At 43.1% G+C, this 21,644-nt stretch carries 20 protein-coding genes and 1 pseudogene; 2 read left to right on the top strand and 19 right to left on the bottom strand.

What is annotated here, in order from left to right; all coding sequences use genetic code 11:
• Positions 1-221 precede the first annotated feature (221 nt).
• From Xvie_RS18090 to trmJ, 12 genes and pseudogenes are all read right to left on the bottom strand, one after another.
• Positions 222-593, bottom strand: a pseudogene (locus Xvie_RS18090) (hypothetical protein); the annotation flags it as partial.
• Positions 594-945: 352 nt separating this feature from the next.
• A complete protein-coding gene (locus Xvie_RS18095) occupies positions 946-1,374 on the bottom strand; it encodes an enhanced serine sensitivity protein SseB C-terminal domain-containing protein (RefSeq protein ID WP_086110564.1) in 429 nt (142 codons plus the stop codon).
• Positions 1,375-1,546: 172 nt separating this feature from the next.
• Positions 1,547-2,842, bottom strand: a complete 1,296-nt coding sequence (gene pepB / locus Xvie_RS18100) for an aminopeptidase PepB (RefSeq protein WP_086110565.1) — start codon at positions 2,840-2,842, stop codon at positions 1,547-1,549.
• A 189-nt stretch (positions 2,843-3,031) separates the two neighbouring features.
• Positions 3,032-3,226 (bottom strand): Fe-S cluster assembly protein IscX, encoded by a 195-nt coding sequence (gene iscX / locus Xvie_RS18105; RefSeq protein ID WP_086110566.1) that lies wholly within the window; start codon positions 3,224-3,226, stop codon positions 3,032-3,034.
• A 14-nt stretch (positions 3,227-3,240) separates the two neighbouring features.
• Positions 3,241-3,576 (bottom strand): ISC system 2Fe-2S type ferredoxin, encoded by a 336-nt coding sequence (gene fdx, locus Xvie_RS18110; protein ID WP_086110567.1) that lies wholly within the window; start codon positions 3,574-3,576, stop codon positions 3,241-3,243.
• A 2-nt stretch (positions 3,577-3,578) separates the two neighbouring features.
• Complete coding sequence (gene hscA / locus Xvie_RS18115) at positions 3,579-5,426, bottom strand: Fe-S protein assembly chaperone HscA (RefSeq protein WP_086110568.1); 1,848 nt, start codon at positions 5,424-5,426, stop codon at positions 3,579-3,581.
• A 122-nt stretch (positions 5,427-5,548) separates the two neighbouring features.
• Positions 5,549-6,070, bottom strand: a complete 522-nt coding sequence (gene hscB, locus Xvie_RS18120; RefSeq protein WP_086110569.1) for a co-chaperone HscB — start codon at positions 6,068-6,070, stop codon at positions 5,549-5,551.
• 71 nt (positions 6,071-6,141) lie between these two features.
• On the bottom strand, positions 6,142-6,465 hold the full coding sequence (gene iscA, locus Xvie_RS18125; protein ID WP_086110570.1) for an iron-sulfur cluster assembly protein IscA: 324 nt from the start codon (positions 6,463-6,465) through the stop codon (positions 6,142-6,144).
• 94 nt (positions 6,466-6,559) lie between these two features.
• On the bottom strand, positions 6,560-6,946 hold the full coding sequence (gene iscU, locus Xvie_RS18130) for a Fe-S cluster assembly scaffold IscU (protein ID WP_086110571.1): 387 nt from the start codon (positions 6,944-6,946) through the stop codon (positions 6,560-6,562).
• 24 nt (positions 6,947-6,970) lie between these two features.
• Positions 6,971-8,185 carry an IscS subfamily cysteine desulfurase gene (locus Xvie_RS18135; protein WP_086110572.1) on the bottom strand — a complete coding sequence of 405 codons (1,215 nt, stop codon included), beginning with the start codon at positions 8,183-8,185 and terminating at the stop codon, positions 6,971-6,973.
• A gap of 64 nt (positions 8,186-8,249) precedes the next feature.
• On the bottom strand, positions 8,250-8,744 hold the full coding sequence (iscR, locus tag Xvie_RS18140) for a Fe-S cluster assembly transcriptional regulator IscR (protein WP_086110573.1): 495 nt from the start codon (positions 8,742-8,744) through the stop codon (positions 8,250-8,252).
• 205 nt (positions 8,745-8,949) lie between these two features.
• A complete protein-coding gene (trmJ, locus tag Xvie_RS18145) occupies positions 8,950-9,684 on the bottom strand; it encodes a tRNA (cytosine(32)/uridine(32)-2'-O)-methyltransferase TrmJ (protein ID WP_086110593.1) in 735 nt (244 codons plus the stop codon).
• A gap of 125 nt (positions 9,685-9,809) precedes the next feature.
• Here trmJ and suhB point away from each other — a divergent pair, with 125 nt between their 5' ends.
• Positions 9,810-10,613, top strand: coding sequence for an inositol-1-monophosphatase (suhB, locus tag Xvie_RS18150; protein ID WP_086110574.1), 804 nt, complete (start codon positions 9,810-9,812; stop codon positions 10,611-10,613).
• An 86-nt stretch (positions 10,614-10,699) separates the two neighbouring features.
• Here suhB and Xvie_RS18155 read toward each other — a convergent pair whose 3' ends face one another.
• Together Xvie_RS18155 and glyA are read right to left on the bottom strand one after the other, a co-directional pair.
• The gene (locus Xvie_RS18155) at positions 10,700-11,941 is read right to left on the bottom strand and encodes a 3-phenylpropionate MFS transporter (protein ID WP_086110575.1); all 1,242 of its coding nucleotides are present in this window, start codon (positions 11,939-11,941) and stop codon (positions 10,700-10,702) included.
• Positions 11,942-12,031: 90 nt separating this feature from the next.
• Positions 12,032-13,285 carry a serine hydroxymethyltransferase gene (glyA, locus tag Xvie_RS18160; protein ID WP_086110576.1) on the bottom strand — a complete coding sequence of 418 codons (1,254 nt, stop codon included), beginning with the start codon at positions 13,283-13,285 and terminating at the stop codon, positions 12,032-12,034.
• A gap of 358 nt (positions 13,286-13,643) precedes the next feature.
• On the opposite strand from glyA, the gene hmpA reads away from it, so the two are divergent.
• The gene (hmpA, locus tag Xvie_RS18165; protein WP_086110577.1) at positions 13,644-14,834 is read left to right on the top strand and encodes an NO-inducible flavohemoprotein; all 1,191 of its coding nucleotides are present in this window, start codon (positions 13,644-13,646) and stop codon (positions 14,832-14,834) included.
• A gap of 156 nt (positions 14,835-14,990) precedes the next feature.
• Here the strand turns inward: hmpA and glnB are convergent, their stop codons facing one another.
• The 5 genes from glnB to Xvie_RS18190 form a co-directional block, all read right to left on the bottom strand.
• Positions 14,991-15,329 (bottom strand): nitrogen regulatory protein P-II, encoded by a 339-nt coding sequence (gene glnB / locus Xvie_RS18170; protein ID WP_045958055.1) that lies wholly within the window; start codon positions 15,327-15,329, stop codon positions 14,991-14,993.
• A 15-nt stretch (positions 15,330-15,344) separates the two neighbouring features.
• Positions 15,345-16,967, bottom strand: coding sequence for an NAD+ synthase (locus Xvie_RS18175; protein ID WP_086110578.1), 1,623 nt, complete (start codon positions 16,965-16,967; stop codon positions 15,345-15,347).
• 158 nt (positions 16,968-17,125) lie between these two features.
• The gene (gene glrR / locus Xvie_RS18180; protein WP_086110579.1) at positions 17,126-18,463 is read right to left on the bottom strand and encodes a two-component system response regulator GlrR; all 1,338 of its coding nucleotides are present in this window, start codon (positions 18,461-18,463) and stop codon (positions 17,126-17,128) included.
• 2 nt (positions 18,464-18,465) lie between these two features.
• The gene (gene qseG, locus Xvie_RS18185) at positions 18,466-19,365 is read right to left on the bottom strand and encodes a two-component system QseEF-associated lipoprotein QseG (RefSeq protein WP_086110580.1); all 900 of its coding nucleotides are present in this window, start codon (positions 19,363-19,365) and stop codon (positions 18,466-18,468) included.
• Positions 19,366-19,370: 5 nt separating this feature from the next.
• Complete coding sequence (locus Xvie_RS18190) at positions 19,371-20,810, bottom strand: sensor histidine kinase (protein ID WP_086110581.1); 1,440 nt, start codon at positions 20,808-20,810, stop codon at positions 19,371-19,373.
• Positions 20,811-21,644 lie beyond the last annotated feature (834 nt).

Genomic DNA, 21,644 nt, shown 5'->3' on the forward strand with positions numbered 1-21,644 from the left:
AGACTGGAGACGGCGGCATCAATACCGGGCGCAACTATGTCACTATCGCCGCCGGGGAGATCATCGGCTTACAGCGCAATTACGGCTGTAGTACTAGTACTACAGCCGTAATCATCCCAAAATTAACGTGTTATCTGATAATCAATAAACTGAGAAACCGTATCATTTCAAGCTGTTCTACGGGCATATTTCCGATTGAGAAAAACAAATACGGCTGTAGTATTAGGCTCCAAAGGAACAGAGAATGTCACCACCATTGCGCTGGCACCATCCAGTTGCAGTTCGGAAGCATCCAAGATTGTGACATCTTTACCTGCATAGCGCTGTGCCAGCGTTCTGGTGCCTACTATAGATTTCATATCCTTAGGTTCCACAACTTTGGATTCCGTAACTTTATCTGTCGATGCTTCCGATTTAGCTTTTGCATCTTGAGAGTTACTATTTTGGGATAATGATGCGTGAATCTTATTTTTCTCAGGGTTTTCGGATTGATCACATCCAGATAGTGCGAATAGTGAAAATAACATGGCAAACACTACCGCCAGATATTGCTTTCTCCTTATCGCCCATTGCCACAATTGTCGTTGATACATAACCACAATCCTTATCAATTTACCGGATATACCGGAATATGCTTTTTTGGATGTTCATTATGGTACTTCTTATTTCGCATAACCAAAGCGTAGAAAAATAACTAAATTTCTAAACAAATAGAAATATGTCTTATATTTATACCCCATGTTCTTGCCGATTTTCGATGCCCCTCGCAATATTCATTTCGCAAGTATTATCAAATTACAAGGAAAGTAGATTACAAAAAAGTAGATCGCAAAAACCACGGGGTAAAATTGATGAAAAATAGTATGTGTTATACCTGAAATAATTTCTGTGCTGTAAAAGTAGTTCCATTGACAAAAAATAACGCCATAGTACAGAGTTCAACCACTATTGATTGACAACAGGAATGGTACTACGCAACCAACTCCCTAATTTACGCTGATAGAAAGGTTGAGTATGCTGAATCAAGTAATGGCTAATGCCCCCTTCTTTTTCGTCAAGCAGGCAAAAATCGACAGATTCGTCTTCATCGAGATATTCGCAAGCCAATTCACCGGCTTCTTGAATCAAGAAATTAAGCTCACTATCTGTTAGTATCGCACTGAATTCCAAACCAATTAATAAATTGGGTTTTTCATCCACATTTTTATCATGGGCCATGACCAAAAAAGCTCGCCGAACAGGTTTATGCTGTTTGAATAAATCAATTAGTGACTCAATAAGCTGAGCTGGCTGTTCTTCCGGCTGACTCAGAGTAATACGGCTTCCACCAGGAACCTCTATTTCGGTAGCAATAGACCCATTTGATAAACTCATGAAAATCTCCGGACAATGTTGTTTAAGTTAATGTTGTTTAAATTAATACTGTTTGAATGAATATTGTCTGAATTAAGGCTGTTTGAATTGAAGTTAAAATCATTGAAGAATTCAACAATAGCTCCCCACAAGAAGAGCTATTAGAAAAAATATTTTTAATTTATTTTACTTATTACTTTGCTTTTGCCAGCAATAAACTGGCAATAGTGCGTACACCGTATCCCGTTGCACCCGCAGCCCACTGCTCAACAGATGATTTACGGTAAGTTGCTGAACAGTCGATATGCACCCAACCTTTTTTGTAATTTTCTACAAAATGAGACAAGAACGCTGCTGCGGTACTTGCTCCTGCCGAATGTGCTGGTGAAGCAATGTTATTCAGATCAGCAAAGTTGGACGGCAGTTGGCTACGATGGAATTCCGCCAATGGTAAGCGCCAGAATAATTCATTTTCATTATCTGCCACAGCCAGTAAGTCAGATACTAATTGATCATCAAAGCCCAGTACTGAATGGTAATCATTTCCTACTGCTGTTTTCGCTGCACCAGTCAAAGTGGCGGCATCTATAATAAGTTGCGCTTTTTCCGCACTGGCATCAATCAAACCATCAGCCAGAACCAGACGCCCTTCGGCATCCGTGTTCATCACTTCAACCGTTTTGCCGTTACGGTAGCGAATGATGTCTCCCAATTTGAAAGCATTACCACTCACCATGTTATCGGCAATACTCAGGAACAATTTTACCCGGTGGTTCAACCCACGGCTGATTGCCAGCGCCAGCGCTCCCGTTAATGTTGCAGAACCGCCCATGTCCGATTTCATGGAATCCATAAAGTTGGAAGGTTTGATACTGTATCCACCGGAATCGAAGGTAATACCTTTACCAACCAAGCAGGCAAATACCGGTGCTTTTGCATCTTTTGTCGGATTGAAATCTAATGCCAAGAACACGGGATCACGAGAAGAGCCGCGGCCGACAGTATGCACTCCTGCATATCCCTGTTCATGCAATTCATTTCCCTTGATAATTCGGTAACTGATGGCATCACCCGCTACACCACTCAGTAAATCAATGGCTCTTTGGGCAAGCTGCTCAGGCCCCAAATCTTCTGCCGGAAGGTTAATGGTATCACGTACCCAATCAATGAATTTGATCCTTCTTTCCAGTTCTTGTTTTTCCGTCGCAGGTAATTGCGGCCACTCAATTGTGCGCAACCCCTTAGGTGAACGGAAACCCAACCAGAATGCCCAGCTTTTTTCCAGATCCCAACCATCACCCACTAAAGCAATATTGCGAATTCCTTGCCCATCAATTTTACGTCCAGCACGTTGGATTGCACCCAACTTTCCATTGCCTTCCAAATGGATAGTGATTCCCTGCTCACTTGAACTAATTAGTGCTCTTTCACCCCAGCAAGCGCTAGCTGGTTCATAAGACAGTGTTATGGGCATGATTTGCTTTGTCATTTTTTCTCACTTCTTATCTTATTTGTTCACTTTTGTTCACTGTGTCACATTGCTCACTGTTTCACAGTAAGGGTTTATTGATATAAAAAAACTGGCGATTGCCAGTTTTTCATTAAATGCAGACTATGCCAAGTTATTGAGCAAGAATCGGTGAGCTTGCGCTATTTTTTGCTTTGAGCAAATTTCGTGCTACTCATATTCATCCAACCACACTAATAAAATAGCTTCCAATATTTTCTCATTGGATTTTTGTGGATCATCGTCAAAATCATCCAGCTCACAAATCCATTCATGCATGTCGGTGAAACGCACTGTTTTAGGATCTAAATCAGGAAATTTGTCATATAACGCTTCGCCGATATCACGACAGTCAGACCATTTCATTTTAGATTCTCCTGTCAGTGTTCACGTGCATGGTTAATGGTGTATTTGGGGATTTCAATGACTAAATCCTCATCGGTAACTTTGGCCTGACAGCTCAATCGGCTTTCAGGTTCCAACCCCCACGCCTTATCCAACATATCATCTTCCAGTTCAGTGCTTTCTTCCAGTGAATCAAAGCCTTCTCTGACGATACAGTGGCAAGTGGTACACGCACAGGATTTCTCACAAGCATGTTCAATTTCAATGCCGTTACGTAACGCAACATCCAAAATTGACTCACCTTCCCTAGCATCCAATACTGCTCCTTCAGGGCAAAGTTCGTTATGAGGTAAAAATACAATTTTAGGCATAATTAAATTTCATCCACAGAATGACCCGCCAAAGCCCGGCGGATTGATGTGTCCATACGGCGTGCTGCAAATTCCTGCGTTTGCTTGTCCAATTGTTTAATTGCACTTTCAATCGCATCAGGGGATGTTCCCTGTGCACTTTCAATTAATACTTGTGCGGCAGCATCAATGGCCGTTTGTTCTTCTTGGCTCAGTAAATCCGCATCTTTTTCCAATGCACTAGTTAAACTTTCCAGCACCCGAGCTGCTTCGACTTTTTGTTCTGCCAAGTTACGAGCCTGAATATCTTCTTGCGCATTAGCCATGGAGTCTTTGAGCATGCGAGCAATTTCTTCATCCGACAAACCATAAGAAGGTTTCACTTGAATGGAGGCTTCAACACCCGTGGATTTTTCCAATGCGCTAACACTCAACAGGCCATCCGCATCAACCTGAAAAGTTACACGAATATGTGCCCCGCCAGCCGACAATGGAGGAATACCACGCAGTGTGAAACGCGCCAATGAACGACAGTCATTGACCAACTCCCTCTCACCTTGCACCACATGAATGCTCATCGCACTTTGACCATCTTTGAAAGTGGTAAATTCTTGTGCTCTTGCAACAGGAATAGTGGTATTACGTGGGATGACTTTTTCGACCAATCCTCCCATTGTCTCCAAACCAAGCGACAGTGGGATAACATCAAGTAACAGCATTTCGCTGTCTGGTTTGTTACCCACCAAAATATCGGCCTGAATTGCAGCGCCAACAGCGACAACTTTGTCTGGATCGATAGAAGTCAGTGGCTTGCGGTCAAAAAATTCGCCTACCATGCTGCGCACTAACGGAACTCTCGTTGAGCCGCCAACCATAACAATCTGCAAAACTCCATCAGTTGTTACGTCCGCATCTTTCAGTGCCCGACGGCAGGAAAGTAATGTGCGTTTGACCAAAGAAGTGATTAATTCATTAAATTCGGAGCGGGTAATACTGCCCTGCCAGCCAGCAATGCTAATTTCCACCTGTTCTGCCTCACTCAAGGCAATTTTGGCTTGAGTGGCAATATCCAGCAACTGGCGTTGTAATCTGTGGTCGTTATCGCTGATTCCAGCCTGATCACGTATCCAATTTGCCAACAGCGAATCAAAGTCGTCTCCACCGAGAGCGGTATCTCCCCCCGTTGCCAGCACTTCAAACACACCACGGCTAAGGCGGAGGATGGAGACATCGAATGTTCCACCACCAAGATCGTAAACGGCAATCACCCCTTCCTGACCGGAGTCAAGTCCATAGGCAACAGCCGCCGCAGTAGGTTCATTCAAAAGACGGAGGACATGCAAGCCAGCTAAACGCGCAGCATCTTTAGTACCCTGACGCTGTGCATCATCAAAATAAGCAGGAACTGTGATCACGACACCATCAAGTTTACCATCCAAGGTTTCTTCTGCTCGTTGTGCCAACGACTTCAATATTTCAGAAGAAACCTGAATAGGATCGACTAACCCCGCTACGGTATTGATTAATAGCAAACCGTTTTCACTTGCCTGAAGCTGATATGGCAGGTTGGGATAACGTTTTTGAATGTCCGCCAAAGAGCGTCCCATCATACGTTTGACTGAACTGACAGTATTGACAGGATCAGATGCTGCTTGCTGACGTGCCTGCCAACCAACTTGAATGTCTTCTTGACGATATTGTACAACGGAAGGAAGTAAGTGACGGCTATCACTGTCTGCCAATGTTTCCACCTGACCGCTACGGACGGTCGCAACCAGAGAGTGAGTTGTACCAAGATCAATTCCCGCAGCCAGCCGACGCTGGTGCGGTGCGGCAGATAAACCAGGTTCGCTGATTTGTAATAAAGCCATGTGTGCCCCTATAAATCTATATCAGCCGAAATCTATTCAACTGAAACTCATTCAACTGAAATCCATTCAGCCAAAAATTATTTTAAACAATATGATTCAGCTAAAAGTCAGTTAAAAGTCCGCTAAAAATCATCCAACAATCGTTCTTCCAGTTGTTCAACCTGCTGCTGTAATTTATCCAAAAAGCGTAATTTACGGACTGTATCGGCTGCAATTGACCACTCAGCAGTATTTAGTTGCTGTTCCATCTGCTCGCTACGCGTTTTAATCATTTTATTCAAGCGAGAGGAAAAACCGTTCAATGCTGTTTCTGGATCCACGCTATGTTCAATGGCATCAAGCTCTTCACGTAATTCCAACTGCTGCATCAGAAAAACAGTATCTTGCATCGTGTGCTGTTCATTGGATAGATCGAACCCTTGCCGAGATAACATGTATTCCGCACGTTTCAAGGGATGTTTTAGAGTCTGGTAACCGTCATTGATAATAGTGGCTTGTTGAAGTGCCAGCGTTTTTTCGCGTTCTGGCTGGTTGGCAAAACGATCAGGATGAAACTGACGGTGCAATTCCTGATAGCGGGTCGCCAACTGTTCACGATCAATCGCATAACGTGTGGGCAGCCCAAATAAAGTAAAATAGTCCATAAGTTACTCTTGTTTTGCAAATACAATTACAAAATACAATTAGTTTCGCAAAATGTGGGTCAAAAATGGGGTTAAACGTGGAAACTTTCCCCACAGCCGCATTCGCTGGAAACATTGGGGTTGTTGAATTTAAAGCCTTCATTCAGACCTTCTTTAACAAAATCCAACTCAGTACCATCAAGGTAAAGGATGCTTTTACCGTCAATGATGACTTTCACGCCCTTATCTTCAAAAATCTGATCTTCTTCATTAATTGAATCAACAAATTCAAGTACATATGCCATACCAGAGCAGCCGGATGTTCTCACTCCCAAACGCAACCCGACACCTTTTCCTCGATTGTCAAGAAAGGCCAAAATACGTTGGGCTGCACTTTCTGTCAGGGAAATTGACATACAACACCTCACTTTAAAACTAGTAAAGGTGGATATTGCCGCAATATCCACCAGAATTATTTTCTTCTTACGAATTCTTTCTTTACGAAAAACGTTATTTGGCTTGACGCTTGCTCTTGTAATCAGCAATAGCCGCTTTGATAGCATCTTCTGCCAAAATAGAGCAATGGATTTTCACTGGTGGCAGTTCTAACTCATCAGCAATCTGAGTGTTTTTAATTGCCTCAGCCTGATCCAATGATTTACCTTTCATCCATTCTGTTACCAAAGAACTGGATGCAATTGCAGAACCGCAACCGTAGGTTTTGAAACGTGCGTCTTCAATAATACCTTCATCGTTGACTTTGATTTGCAGTCGCATAACGTCACCACAAGCGGGTGCACCTACCATGCCACTACCCACGGAAGGATCTTCGCTGTCAAATGAACCAACATTACGTGGGTTTTCATAGTGATCAATTACTTTGTCGCTGTAAGCCATATCGTTACTCCTGAAACCGTCTGATTAATGATGAGACCATTCAATGGTGCTGAGATCCACACCCTGCTTGAACATTTCCCACAACGGAGAAAGATCGCGCAGGTGACCAATCGCGTTGTGAATCAACTTGATTGTGTAGTCTATCTCTTCTTCTGTGGTAAAACGCCCCAAAGAGAAACGAATAGAACTGTGTGCCAGTTCATCATTCATACCCAGTGCACGCAGGACATAAGAAGGCTCCAGACTCGCTGAAGTACATGCTGAGCCGGAAGATACCGCCAGATCTTTCAATGACATCATCAATGATTCACCTTCAACATAGTTGAAGCTGACATTCAGGATATGTGGCGCACCCAGTTCCAAATCACCATTCAGGTAAACTTCTTCAATATCTTTGATACCGTTCCACAAACGCAGACGCAAACCATGTAAGCGTTCTGCCTCTGATTCCAGCTCTTCTTTTGCAATACGGTAAGCTTCACCCATGCCAGCTATCTGATGGACAGGCAATGTACCTGAACGCATGCCGCGCTCATGACCGCCACCATGCTGCTGTGCCTCAATACGCACGCGGGGTTTACGGCGAACATACAGCGCGCCAATTCCCATCGGGCCATAAAGTTTATGAGCAGAAAAAGACATCAGATCAACTTTAAGCTTGCTGAGGTCAATCGGCAATTTACCAACACTTTGAGTTGCGTCAACATGGAAAATGATGCCACGACTACGGCACATTTCACCAATGGTCATAATGTCCTGAACAATACCGATTTCGTTGTTAACGTGCATGATTGAAACCAGGATTGTATCTTCGCGCATAGTGGATTCCAGCTCTTTCAGATCAATCATGCCGTTACTCATTGGCGCCAGATAAGTGATCTCAAACCCTTCGCGCTCCAGCTGGCGGCAAGTATCTAAAACCGCTTTGTGTTCAGTTTTGCTGGTGATGATGTGCTTGCCTTTCTTCTGATAAAATTTTGCAGCACCTTTGATTGCGAGGTTATCTGATTCTGTCGCGCCTGAAGTAAACACGATTTCACGCGGATCTGCACCAACTAAATCAGCAATTTGATTGCGCGCAATATCAACCGCTTCTTCAGCCTGCCAGCCAAAACGGTGTGAACGGGAGGCTGGATTACCGAAGATCCCGTCAATAGTCAGATAGTTCATCATCTTTTCAGCAACACGTGGATCGACTGGTGTTGTTGCTGAATAGTCCAAATAAATGGGTAATTTCATTGCTCACATGCTCCGTAAGACACTTTTAATACTTTCATTGCCAAAACAAGTAGTTACCGCAAGGTTACGCACGAAGATTAACGTTAATTGTCTCTTGAGGCCTACCGTTAGGGGTACGGCGCTTATCGCTGTCTTGACGATCAGCAACGTTTAATACTTCTTGGTTATTCACTAACTCTTCTAAACTGATGCTACTCAGGAAACTCGTGATGCGATCACTGAGGTCACGCCACAAGGCATGAGTCAAACACCGATCGCCACCTTGACAGCCTTCCCTGCCCTGACAACGAGTGGCATCAACGGATTCATCAACAGCTGAAATCACTTCGGCAACGAAAATTTTACTGGCATCTCTGCCCAACAAATAACCGCCACCCGGACCACGGACGCTAGAAACCAGACCATTTTTACGCAGGCGGGAGAACAACTGCTCAAGATAGGAAAGGGAAATTCCCTGACGTTCAGAAATGTCGGCTAATGGCACCGGCCCTTCTTGTGAATGCAACGCCACATCCAACATGGCTGTTACCGCATAACGTCCTTTTGATGTCAGTCTCATAACAAAAACTCCGTGGTGAAATATGGGTAAAATTGTGGCATTCCTGACTATTTTAGTCAACTATTTAACCAAGTAATTTACTCAACTATTATTTGGCTGCCTTTCACTTTTTTCACCTACTTACTCTCGGCTTTCCAACTGTTTTCCGCTATATTTTCCAGCGATTTCTTCTTGTCACTTCATGCTATTTTTTAAAAGCATCAGTTTATTTTTTAGACCATCTTTCTACGGAGGTCAGTATACCACGCAGGATATTCAGTTCTTGGGTTTCTGGTCGTGCGCGGGCGTAAAGACGTCTTAATTTATTCATTATCTGACCCGGATGTGCTTTGCGGATGAAGCCAGATTCGTTCAATACCTGTTCAAGATGCTGATAAAAACGCTCCATATCTTCGATAGGAGGATACTCTGCCCCGTACTCTGGAGACGTTGCTTCTTCTGGCTGTTCTTTAGCTGCAAGGTGCGCCATGCGAATTTCATAGCTAACCAATTGAACAGCCATAGCCAAATTCAGTGAACCGTATTCCGGGTTGGTTGGAATATAAAGATGGTAATTGCACTTCTGCAACTCTTCGTTAGTCAAACCTACACGTTCACGGCCAAAGACAATGGCAACCGGAGAATGGCTGGCAGTTTTGACACAACGCTCACCACATTCACGTGGCTCAACCATTGGCCAAGAAAGGGTTCGGGAGCGGGCACTGGTTCCAATGACCAACTCACATCCAGCCAATGCTTCATCCAATGTATTCACGATCGTTGCATTGCCGATAACATCACTTGCACCGGCTGAAAGTGCGATAGCGTGAGAATCGGGTTGAACAAGAGGACTCACCAGATACAAATTGGTCAATCCCATTGTTTTCATGGCCCTAGCGGTTGATCCCATGTTACCCGTATGGGAAGTTTCTACCAGAATAATGCGAATATTCTCTAACATGACGGCTTTTAAATTCAGTATAAGAGCCGAATATCTTAACACAGCATTAGTCATTTTGACGAACTACTGCTATACTGCGCGCCGATTTGTTTCCCGTTCTTTAAAATTCTGGTGGAAGATACCCCATGCATCCGATGTTAAACATCGCTATACGCGCAGCGCGTAAAGCCGGCAACTACGTTGCCAAAAGCTACGAAACTCCTGATGCTATTGAAGCAAGCCAAAAAGGCAGTAACGATTTCGTCACTAATGTTGATCGTGAAGCAGAAACGATGATCATTGACATCATCCGTAAATCTTACCCTAAGCATACGATTATCACTGAAGAAAGTGGTGAGCACTTAGGAGAAGAAAACGATTTCCAATGGGTTATCGATCCACTGGATGGCACTACCAACTTTATTAAACGTCTTCCCCATTTTTCTGTTTCTATTGCCTTACGCATTAAAGGCCGTACTGAAGTGTCTGTTGTTTACGATCCAATGCGCAATGAACTGTTCAGCGCAACTCGTGGTCAAGGCGCTCAATTGAATGGCTATCGTCTGCGTGGTACCAATGCCCGTGATTTGGATGGGACTATCCTTGCAACTGGTTTCCCGTTCAAAGCCAAGCAGCATACTATTCCTTACATGAATGTACTGGGTAAATTATTTAATCGCTGTGCGGATTTCCGTCGCACTGGCTCTGCGGCACTGGATATGGCATATGTTGCTGCCGGACGCGTAGATGGCTTCTTCGAAATTGGCCTGAAACCATGGGATTTCATGGGCGGCGAACTGCTGGTACGTGAATCTGGTTGCATTGTCACTGATTTCGTTGGTGGCCATAATTACATTAATTCCGGTAATATTGTTGCGGGCAGCCCACGTATCGTTAAAGACATTTTGTCTGAAATGCGTGAAGAATTGACAGAAGCATTGAAACGTTAATCCATTGATTATTAAATAAATATAATTTGAGCAATGTTGTTTTCAGGGCACCCACTTGGTGCCCTTTTTCTTGCTTTCGTATTTAATCAGTGTGAAATCACATAGGCTTCAGCTTTTGGTCTCAAGAATAATGCTGGCAATGCAACCAACGCCATAACCCAAAATATGCCACTTTCTATGTGCTCATACATAAAACCAGCAATCATACTCATGACGGCAATACCGCCTCCCATGGCTAAAGCAGAATAAGTTGCCTGCAATCGGATAATTTCATTTTCTTTTCTGGCACCAATAAAGCGCATTGCTGCTAAATGGCAAACAGTAAAAGTACCGCAATGCAGGATTTGAATAATAATCAATACTGGTAATTCGGTCGATATTCCCATTAACCCCCAACGAATAACGCCACAAGTCCCTGATAACAGCAGTAAATTACGTGCACTCCAGCGGCGGAACAACTGTTTGCTGAAAGTAAAGATTACAACTTCCGCCAAAACTCCCAACGACCAGAGATAACCAATAGTTGACGAGGAATAACCTGCCTGTTCCCAATAAATGGAGCCAAAACTGTAATACCCCGCATGGGCAGCCTGCAATAAAGTCACGCACACTAAAAACTGCCACACTGATTTTTCGGATAAAAGTTCTTTAAAAGAAACTGCATTCGTATTTGCAGCCTTAATTTTACCTACCGGCATGACAGATGGCTTTAACATCATTCCCAGTAGCATGACTGTGACGCTGAATACCAAAAAAGCCAGAATAATACGGTGTGTTCCAAATAATTCGCTGCCAATCCAGTCATTTAAGCTGTCAAACGATATATTCCAACCAAAACCCAAGCTACTGGCTGAAAAATTTATTCCTTCGGCAGACATTAATATGCCCGTTAACGAAGAGCTAATAATAAATGCAACTGATCCCCAAACCCTTACCTTGCCATAATCAAACGTAAATTGTTTTTGCCATGTTCCTGCCAAAGCATCTGATAAAGGGACTAGTGGTGAGAAAAATAAGTTGAAGCCGACCATAACAAAGAAAAGCCATGCCCAGTGGCTGCTAAATATAAAGCCAATAGTAAAAAGCAACGCCAACAATGAGAGGAAACGCAATGCCTTAATTAATTTAGAAGGATCTTTTACCGTAGGAGAGATAACCAGGCTACCAATAAAACGCGCAACCATTCCAATACCCAACAACATTCCTATCATTGAAGCTTCAATACCTTCACCTTTTAACCAAACAGACCAAAAAGGCAAAAATACTCCAAAAGAGAAAAAATAGGTGAAATAACCTAACCCTAGCCAAAATGTCGATGGAACAACCATCCAAATGCCCCCATTTTTTTGATGCAAAAAAACCCGCTCAAAACTGACGTTATGAGTCGGGCTTATTACTAAACTACATTTTATTTTAAATTATGCGTAAACCGGATATTTTGCGCAAATATTCAGAACTTTTTGTTTAACACTTTCAATGATCGCTTCGTCATTGATGTTATCCAGCACATCACACATCCACCCGGCCAATTCACAAGTTTCAGTTTCTTTAAAGCCACGACGGGTAATTGCAGGTGTTCCGATACGGATACCAGAAGTGACAAATGGGCTACGCGGATCGTTAGGCACGCTGTTTTTGTTAACAGTGATATTGGCACGCCCCAATGCCGCATCAGCATCTTTACCTGTAATATCTTTATCTACCAAATCCAGCAAGAACAAATGGTTTTCAGTTTCCCCAGAGACAACTTTGTAACCACGTTGCAGGAATACTTCTACCATCGCTTTCGCGTTCTTGGCGACTTGATGCTGATAAACCTTAAATTCAGGCTCCATTGCTTCTTTCAATGCAACTGCCTTACCGGCAATAACGTGCATCAATGGACCACCCTGAGAACCGGGGAAAACAGAGGAATTCAGTTTCTTGTAAAACTCTTCATCGCCCCCTTTAGCCAGAATCAGGCCACCGCGTGGGCCAGCCAGAGTTTTGTGCGTTGTGGTTGTCACAACATGCGCATGAGGAACTGGATTTGGATAAACACCAGCAGCAACCAGACCAGCCACGTGAGCCATGTCAACGAACAGGTAAGCACCAATTTCATCAGCAATTTCACGCATCTTCGCCCAATCAACAACACCAGAATAAGCAGAAAAGCCACCGATGATCATTTTTGGCTGATGTTTTTGTGCCTGTGTGCGAATATCTTCGTAATCAATTTTGCCGGCGTCATCAATACCATAAGGAACGATGTTATAGAGTTTACCAGAGAAATTTACTGGAGAGCCGTGAGTCAAATGGCCGCCGTGCGCCAGATTCATCCCTAAAACAGTATCGCCGGGTTTCAGCAGTGTCATGTACACCGCAGCATTTGCCTGAGAACCAGAATGTGGCTGGACGTTAGCATAATCTGCACCAAACAGCTCTTTTGCACGGTCAATCGCAAGTTGTTCAACCACATCGACATATTCACAGCCACCGTAGTAACGTTTACTCGGATAACCTTCCGCATACTTGTTAGTGAGCTGAGATCCTTGGGCCTGCATAACTCTTGGGCTAGTGTAGTTTTCAGAAGCAATCAATTCAATATGTTCTTCTTGACGACAAACCTCCTGTTCCATAGCTTGCCACAGTTCGGGATCGTAATTCGCAATATTCATTTCACGCTTTAACATTTGGTTCTCCTGACTCAGCTACATCTCTAAAAAATACCCCTGAGGGCCAGAATGTTACACAGTGTAAACTCTTTTTCTCGAATGAGATAGTCTTGACAAAACAAATTACGCAAACGTTTGCATTGTGCATTAATAGTGTATTGGAAGCTGAACAATCAGGTTTTGAGCCAATGATTTCAGGTTTATCAATGATATTTGTGATCTCTGTCCAGATTTATGGTGGCATAAATTCCAATTTTTTGATTTAAATCAACATAATTCTCTTTTCTCAAATTGACATATTCCCAAACCCTATAAGTTGCATTTAAAATGCAATTTATAGATTTCGGCATCATTTGAGAAAAGTTCAGGAGATCCCATGCTAGACAGTCAGGTTATCGCAACCATAAAATCCACCATTCCCTTAATTGTTTCTACAGGCCCTAAGCTAACTGCACATTTTTACGAACGTATGTTCAAGCATAATCCTGAGTTAAAGGATATCTTTAATATGAGCCACCAGATCAATGGTGATCAACGTGAAGCTCTTTTCAATGCCCTTTGTGCTTATGCTTCCAATATCGATAATCTGTCAGCGTTATTACCTGCCGTAGAAAAAATCGCCCATAAACACACCAGCCTCAGCATTCAGCCAGAGCATTATCAAATTGTAGGCACGCATCTTTTGGCAACACTTGATGAAATGTTTCATCCCGGTGAGGAAATTCTCGACGCTTGGGGACAAGCCTACAACGTATTGGCTAATGTATTTATCAATCGAGAAGAGGAAATTTATCAAGACGGGGAATCGTTGGAAGGCGGTTGGCGTGATTTACGTCAGTTTCGTGTTAGCCGGAAACAACCACAAAGCGAAGTCATCACTAGCTTTGAATTTGTGCCTGTTGATGGTGGCAAAGTCATGGATTACAAACCGGGACAATATTTGGGGGTCTATATAGAGGATCCAGCATTTGAAAACCGTGAAATCCGCCAATATTCACTGACCGCCGCACCAAACGGGACCAGTTATCAGATTGCCATTAAGCGTGAATCTCAGGGCAAGGTTTCAAACCACATGCATGATAATGTACAGGAAGGGGATATCGTGATGTTGGCAACGCCACGTGGTGATTTCTTCCTTGATGTACAAACTGATACGCCAGTAACACTGATTTCTGCCGGGGTTGGTTTGACTCCGATGATGAGTATGTTGCAATACTTGCATAACCAGCATCATACCGGCTCAGTAAATTGGTTCCACGCAGCAGAACATGGCGCTTATCACGCTTTCGCCAATAAAGTGCATGAAATGTCTAAATCTATGCCTAACTTGTATTCGCAAGTTTGGTATCGTGAACCACAAGATACCGATCAGAAAGACATTCATTATCAACACACTGGGCTTATGGATCTATCGCTAGTGAAAGACGCGATAATGATGGAAGGAATGCAATTCTATTTCTGCGGCCCCGTGGCTTTCATGCAACATATCGCGAAGCAATTGCTGGCAATGGGCGTTGATAAACAACATATCCATTATGAATGTTTTGGTCCACATAAAGTGATTTAACACAGCTTGTTGAATACGCAAAAATAAGTGATAACAGTTTCAATATCGGTTATTCCACACTCCATCTCCCATTAGGATGTAGGTTAACTGACAATGTTTCCGTTATCACTGTTTTCAGGTGATTAAATTTCAGATGATTTAGCTTAACTGATTGAATTAAATCGCTTCTTCATCCTGTTCCCCAGTTCTGATACGTACAACACGAGCAACATCGAAAACAAAAATTTTGCCATCACCAATTTTGCCTGTTTGTGCAATCTGCATGATTGTCTCGACACAGGTATCAACAATATCATCCGGTACAACAATTTCTATTTTTACTTTCGGCAGAAAATCCACCATATATTCTGCACCGCGATACAACTCAGTATGCCCTTTCTGACGACCAAACCCTTTTACTTCTGTCACGGTCATACCAGTGATACCCACTTCAGCCAGAGCTTCACGCACATCATCCAGCTTGAAAGGTTTGATAATTGCATCAATCTTTTTCATGAAGTTTTCCTGTGATTACCAGTTCTTACGCCCGAAACCAGAAGTAATCGGGTAGCGCCTGTCTTTACCAAAATCACGCTGCGTAATGCGCGGGCCAATAGGTGCCTGACGACGTTTATATTCATTGATGTCAACCAGTCGGATCACCTTGCGAACGGTGGTTTCATCAAAACCTTCCGATACCAAATCGGCCACTGATTTATCTTTTTCAACATACCCTTCGAGAATAGCATCCAGCATGTCATACGGAGGAAGACTGTCCTGATCCAGTTGATCCGGCGCCAACTCTGCTGATGGTGGGCGATCAATCACACGCTGAGGAATAGCCGGCGATACCGTATTACGATATTTAGCCAATGCAAATACCATAGTTTTAGGGACATCTTTCAAAGCATTAAAGCCACCAGCCATGTCACCATACAGGGTTGAGTACCCTACTGCCGATTCACTTTTGTTGCTGGTCGTCAATACCAAACGACGACGCTTGTTAGACATCGCCATCAAAATAACTGCACGGCAACGTGCCTGTAGATTCTCTTCTGTTGTATCTTTTTCTGTTCCCGCGAACATCGGTTCAAGCTGTGTCATAAATGCATCAAACATGGGTTCAATAGAGACAACATCAAATTCAATCCCCAATAGTTCTGCTTGTTCTCTGGCATCATGAATACTCATTTCTGAGGTATAGCGGAATGGCATCATGACCGCCTGCACATAATCTTTCCCTAAAGCATCCACGGCAATCGCCAATGTTAGCCCTGAGTCAATTCCACCAGACAAACCAAGCAAAGCACCTTTAAAACCGTTCTTCTGCACGTAGTCACGCACTGAAAGCACCAAGGCCTTATAGATTTGCGCCAGTGGTGGTAATTGAGGGATAGGAGCTACCATTGGTTCAATATTCATATCATTGAAACGGCATAGCTCAACTTGCTCCTCAAATGCTGCCATACGATGGGTAATTTCACCATTTATATCAAAGACTTTAGAACAACCATCAAAAATGAGCTGATCTTGTCCACCGACCTGATTGAGATAAATGATTGGCAGTTGAGTACGCTGACAGTGAGATTTAATTAATGTGCTGCGAATATTCGGCTTTTCACGATTATAAGGAGAAGCGTTAATAGACAAGATGATTTCTGCGCCAGCCTGTTTCAGAGCATCAATCGGGGCGTCAAACCACAAATCTTCACAAATCAATAAACCGAGGTCATACCCCTTGAATGGTATAACGCAGCTTTGATTCCCCGCTTTAAAATAACGTTCTTCATCAAAGACGCCATAGTTTGGCAGTAACTGTTTGAAATAACGCGTCACAACTTCCCCCTTCCAAAACAAGGAAAGTGCGTTATAGAGTTTGCCATCCTGTTGCCACGGGTGCCCTACCAAAATACCAACCTGAGAACTTGCTTCTTGCAAACGTACCAATTGTTCACGGCAACGCTGATGTAAATCAGGGCGGAACAACAAATCCTCTGGAAAATAACCAGACAGTGCCAGTTCAGAAAACATAACCAGATCAGCGCTTTGTGCCTGCTGTTCCTGGACTGTCTGCAACATACGTTCACTGTTGCCTTCAATGTCTCCTACCAGCCAATTTAACTGGGCAAGAGCGATATTAAGAGTACGACTCATAGAATGCGGCTCTCCTAGGCCATAAATCATCTATCTGCTTTACTGAGCTTCAACAGCAAAACAATTCATCTCTATACCCTGTATTTTTCAATTTGCAACTTGAAACTTATAGGGCTATATAATTTTTCAGTGTAAGAATTTCTGGGGTTACAGAAAAGCTATTCCTTAAAATCGTTCGCCTCCAACTCGTGGCGTGCCAACAACTTATAAAATTCTGTTCGGTTACGTCCTGCCATGCGAGCAGCATGGGTTACATTACCTTTGGTTATTTGCAACAACTTGCGCAGGTAATTCAGTTCAAATTGACCACGGGCTTCCACAAATGTCGGCAAGGCCGTATTTTCTCCTTCCAATGCCTGAGTAACCAAGGCATCACTGATGACCGGGGTCATCGTCAATGCTACACACTGCTCGATAACATTGACCAATTGGCGAACATTGCCCGGCCAGCTTGCTGCCATCAGACATTTCATAGCGTTGGTGGAAAAGCTGCGAACAAAAGGTTTATGACGCTTGGCTGATTCACGTACCAGATGATTGGCCAATAGAGGAATATCTTCTGAGCGCTCATTCAAGGAAGGAATTTTCAAGTTGACAACGTTCAATCGATAATAGAGATCTTCTCGAAACTCATTACGCTGCATTGCCTTAGGTAGGTCGCGATGAGTGGCAGAAATAATTCTGACATCAATGTCTATATCCCGGTTACTCCCCAAAGGGCGAACCTTGCGCTCCTGCAACACTCGCAACAGCTTCACTTGCAGCGCCATCGGCATATCACCGATTTCATCAAGGAACAATGTTCCTCCTTGCGCCGCTAAAAATAGCCCTTCTCGGCTGCTGACTGCCCCTGTAAATGCCCCTTTGGCATGACCAAATAATTCAGATTCAAGTAATTGCTCAGGTAAGGCGCCACAGTTAATTGCAATAAAAGGTTTCTTCACCCGGGGGCTGGCACGATGAATAGCTTGGGCCAGCACTTCTTTACCGGTTCCGCTTTGCCCATTAATCAGAATACTAACATCAGATTGAGCCACCATCTTTGCCTGTTCCAACAGACGCAACATCAGAGGGCTTCGAGTGACGATCTTCTCACTCCATTGTCCATCTATGGCAGGTGTTGACAGTTCTAGCGCATCATCAATAGCTTTATAAAGGGCATCACGATCAACGGGTTTAGTCAGAAAACTAAATACGCCTTGCTGTGTCGCTGCTACAGCATCAGGAATAGAACCGTGTGCAGTCAGAATAATGACAGGCATACCCGGATGCAGTTTCTGAATCTCCGCAAACAGCGCCATACCATCCATTTCATCCATGCGTAAGTCACTGATCACTAAATCTACTTTCTCTTTCGTCAGTATGCGTAGTGCTTCATTACCACTCTCTGCGGTCGTGACACGAAATCCTTCACTGGTTAAACGCATTCCCAAGAGTTTTAGTAAGCCAGGATCATCATCAACTAAAAGAAGATGGGCGGGATTGCGCGCTGTCATTATTATTCGGCTCCTTTTTCTTCTGAGGGATTGACTTCCGCTTTAGCATTCGTGTTTGTTGCCGGTTTGTCTTTCGGCTCTACTTTATTATTCAATGACGTATCCGTACCGGATATCACATCTGTGCCATTCCCCTGCCCTATCCGGCCTTGAGTGGCAACACTACTTTGTTCTTGTTTGCGGAAGGAAAGTTGGCGTTCTATATCTGTCAGGTTTTCTAGTTTGCGGGATATTTCGTGAAGTTCGTGCTCTAAACGTGCCCGTGCTTCTTTCAAGCGATCAATTTTATTATCACTATCAAATTGGAAGCGCTGAAATTTAGCCTTTTCTTCAGTAAGATTAATTTTCAGGTATTGCTGTTCACGCCATAACTGGAGTAATGGCCGCAAAGAGACAGGAAACTGTACACTATACTGATTAAAATTTTCCACAATTCTCTTACGTTCAGGTAATGCAGAAGCCGCCCTGCCAGTCAAAATACTTTTTTTGAACACCTGATACCAATCAGTCGGAGTAACCGGGACTAAACGTCCTGCCGTTTCACGAGCATCTGCCGAAGACAATCGATCCGTACAATCCATAAATCTTAACCAATAGAGCCCGTTTTCCATCGCCGCAGGTTTCGTGATATCCCAGATTAAATCACAATCCTTAAAGCGATAATCCGTAACGCTCTGTTCTGGCAGGATAGATTGCGCAATTGTTGCCAAATTGCCTGATCCAGTCGTGTTAACACAGCCAGATAGCAAATAGGGAACAAACAACAGCAACATAGCACGGAAACGTAGGGTCGAAACACGTGCCAGAATAGGCTGCATAACAGCCGTTTTTTTCATTGGATTAGTCACAGTATTTTGCTGTTCCGTCTCCGTCATAAAGCGGTAAGTAAACCTGTTATACATATTATTTAATCATTCTCTGCGGTTAATGGCAGTTCAATTCGAAAACATACGTCAGCAAACTCAGATTCTATCAGGTGAAGCTCTCCCTGCATCTGTTTAATACAATCTTGCGCGATGCTCAAGCCAAGACCACTTCCTTTAACTGCACCTTTTCGTTGAAGTTTTCCTTGATAAAATGGCTCAAAGATCATGCTCTTTTCTACTTCAGGGATAGGCGTTCCTGTATTGGCAATATCAATCTGGAGGTTTTTACCCACTTGCCGACTAAAAATCCAGATGTTACCGGATTCAGCCCCATAGTGCACTGCATTGGAATAGAGATTATCAATCACCCGCGTCAATAAGCTAGGCTCCGCCCAACAATAATCCATATCCATTTGAATTTCTGTGTAAATATTTTTTATACGCGCTGGCAATTGATGTGACAATACAACACCATCCACAACTTCTTTTAAAGAGACAACCTGATGCTCAGCAGGAGCATCTGCTAATTTACGATTATATTCAAGTAATTGCTCAATAAGCCGCTGTAAATGCTTACTACTGCTGTCCAGAATACTGACAACTTCTTTTTGATCTGCCGTCAGAGGCCCTGCTATTTCATCAGCCAATAACTCCGTTCCTTCACGCATGCTTGCCAGAGGCGTTTTCAGTTCATGAGAGATATGGCGTAAAAATTCATGGCGCTGAGATTCAAGCCAGGATAAACGCTCACTTAGCCAAATAATGCGCTGAGCCAATGATCGCAATTCCCGAGGTCCTTTAAAGGAATCAATCTGATTCTCCAATGACTGGCCTTCCCCCAACCGATTGATCATCCGCTCAATACCTTTCACTGGGCCAATGATCATACGCGTAAACAAAGCTATCAAAAAAGCACTTAACAAAAATAAAATAAGGCTTTGCCAACCAAAAAATCGCCCTTTATCAGCAATATCCTTTTGTAGTTGTTCACCGCGACTGAAAACTATTTTACGGGTTTCCTGTACAATAAAACTATTAGCCTTGGAGAATTCTTCAAGTAATTTAGATGAGGTGGGTTCTGGCAATCCATTACTACAAGCAATCTTGCCCAAACCTGACAACAATTCATCAAATTTCTTCGTATGATTTGCACTCGCCAACATCGCCATCTGACTGCCTAGCATATTCACGTATTGTCGGTATTGGCGTTGATAAAGTTTTTTCAGCCTGTCATCCCCTAACACACAGTATTGACGGTAACTACGTTCCATCTCAAGGGCTATACCAGTCATTGCTTCGCTACGGTGAGCATCTGTCATAGTTGAACGATTAATCATAGCGGCTTTAGCACTGAGCTGATCAAGACTTTGATAAGCCTGATAAGCCAGAACCAGCAGTGGCAACAATACCAACCAGAAAGCCATTACAACCAATTGGCGCAATGAGCGTGGGAATAAACGCCATTTTTTCAAAGAAATCATCTTATAACCTGTTTACATTGAAACTAACCGACATAAGCCGGAGGATAAAATCTGCCAGAAGATAAATGCTACAGTTGCTTTTTCTTTTATTTGAAAATGGCCGAAAATAATAGTTGAAAACCGTAGTTGGTTGAAAACAGTAATTAGTTGAAAGCAGTAATTAGTTGAAAACATTAGATAATTGAAAACTATGCGGATGCATACGTAACACGATGGACAGGAATAACCTGTAATAATGACGGCGGGATAGTAACTTCTTTACTACCCCGCCAGTGAGGATCCTTCATGCTGCTCAATGAGCATGTAGGTGGTGCCTCACTCCACGTGTCGCCCTGTGTTTGATAAGGCCCGAGGGCGAGTATCATTAAGTTGGACGGTAGGCACCTTACTTCGGCGTCATTCTGGGCTTATGTGGCATGTTTCCACCTGATTGCGGGCCTACATAAAAAGTTGAATGAGCAACTGCCTATGTATTATGCATATTACGTGCCAATTTGCAAAATTATTTATAACTATTTGATTTTATTTAAAACAAGAAAAAAATAAAATTCATTGCATTTTTTTATCAATATTTCTTAATACTTGAGAAGTACTAGTGTCGCCCATTTATGACAGTTACCCACAAAAAAAATATTTTATGCGTAATATCAATTAAATAAATGTCTCCTATTTGAGACACCATAAAGTAACGTTGTCGTGATATAGAGACATTGCCATATCACTCATTAGCAACATCAAATTAACAATTATTCTCAAATTGCCTTTCTTCCTATCCTTCCGTTTCTGCTATCACTTCGGAACGCACCAAATAAAAAGAAAGGCCCTGATGAATTA

Source organism: Xenorhabdus vietnamensis, assembly GCF_002127535.1.
In the GTDB taxonomy this organism is placed as follows: domain Bacteria; phylum Pseudomonadota; class Gammaproteobacteria; order Enterobacterales; family Enterobacteriaceae; genus Xenorhabdus; species Xenorhabdus vietnamensis.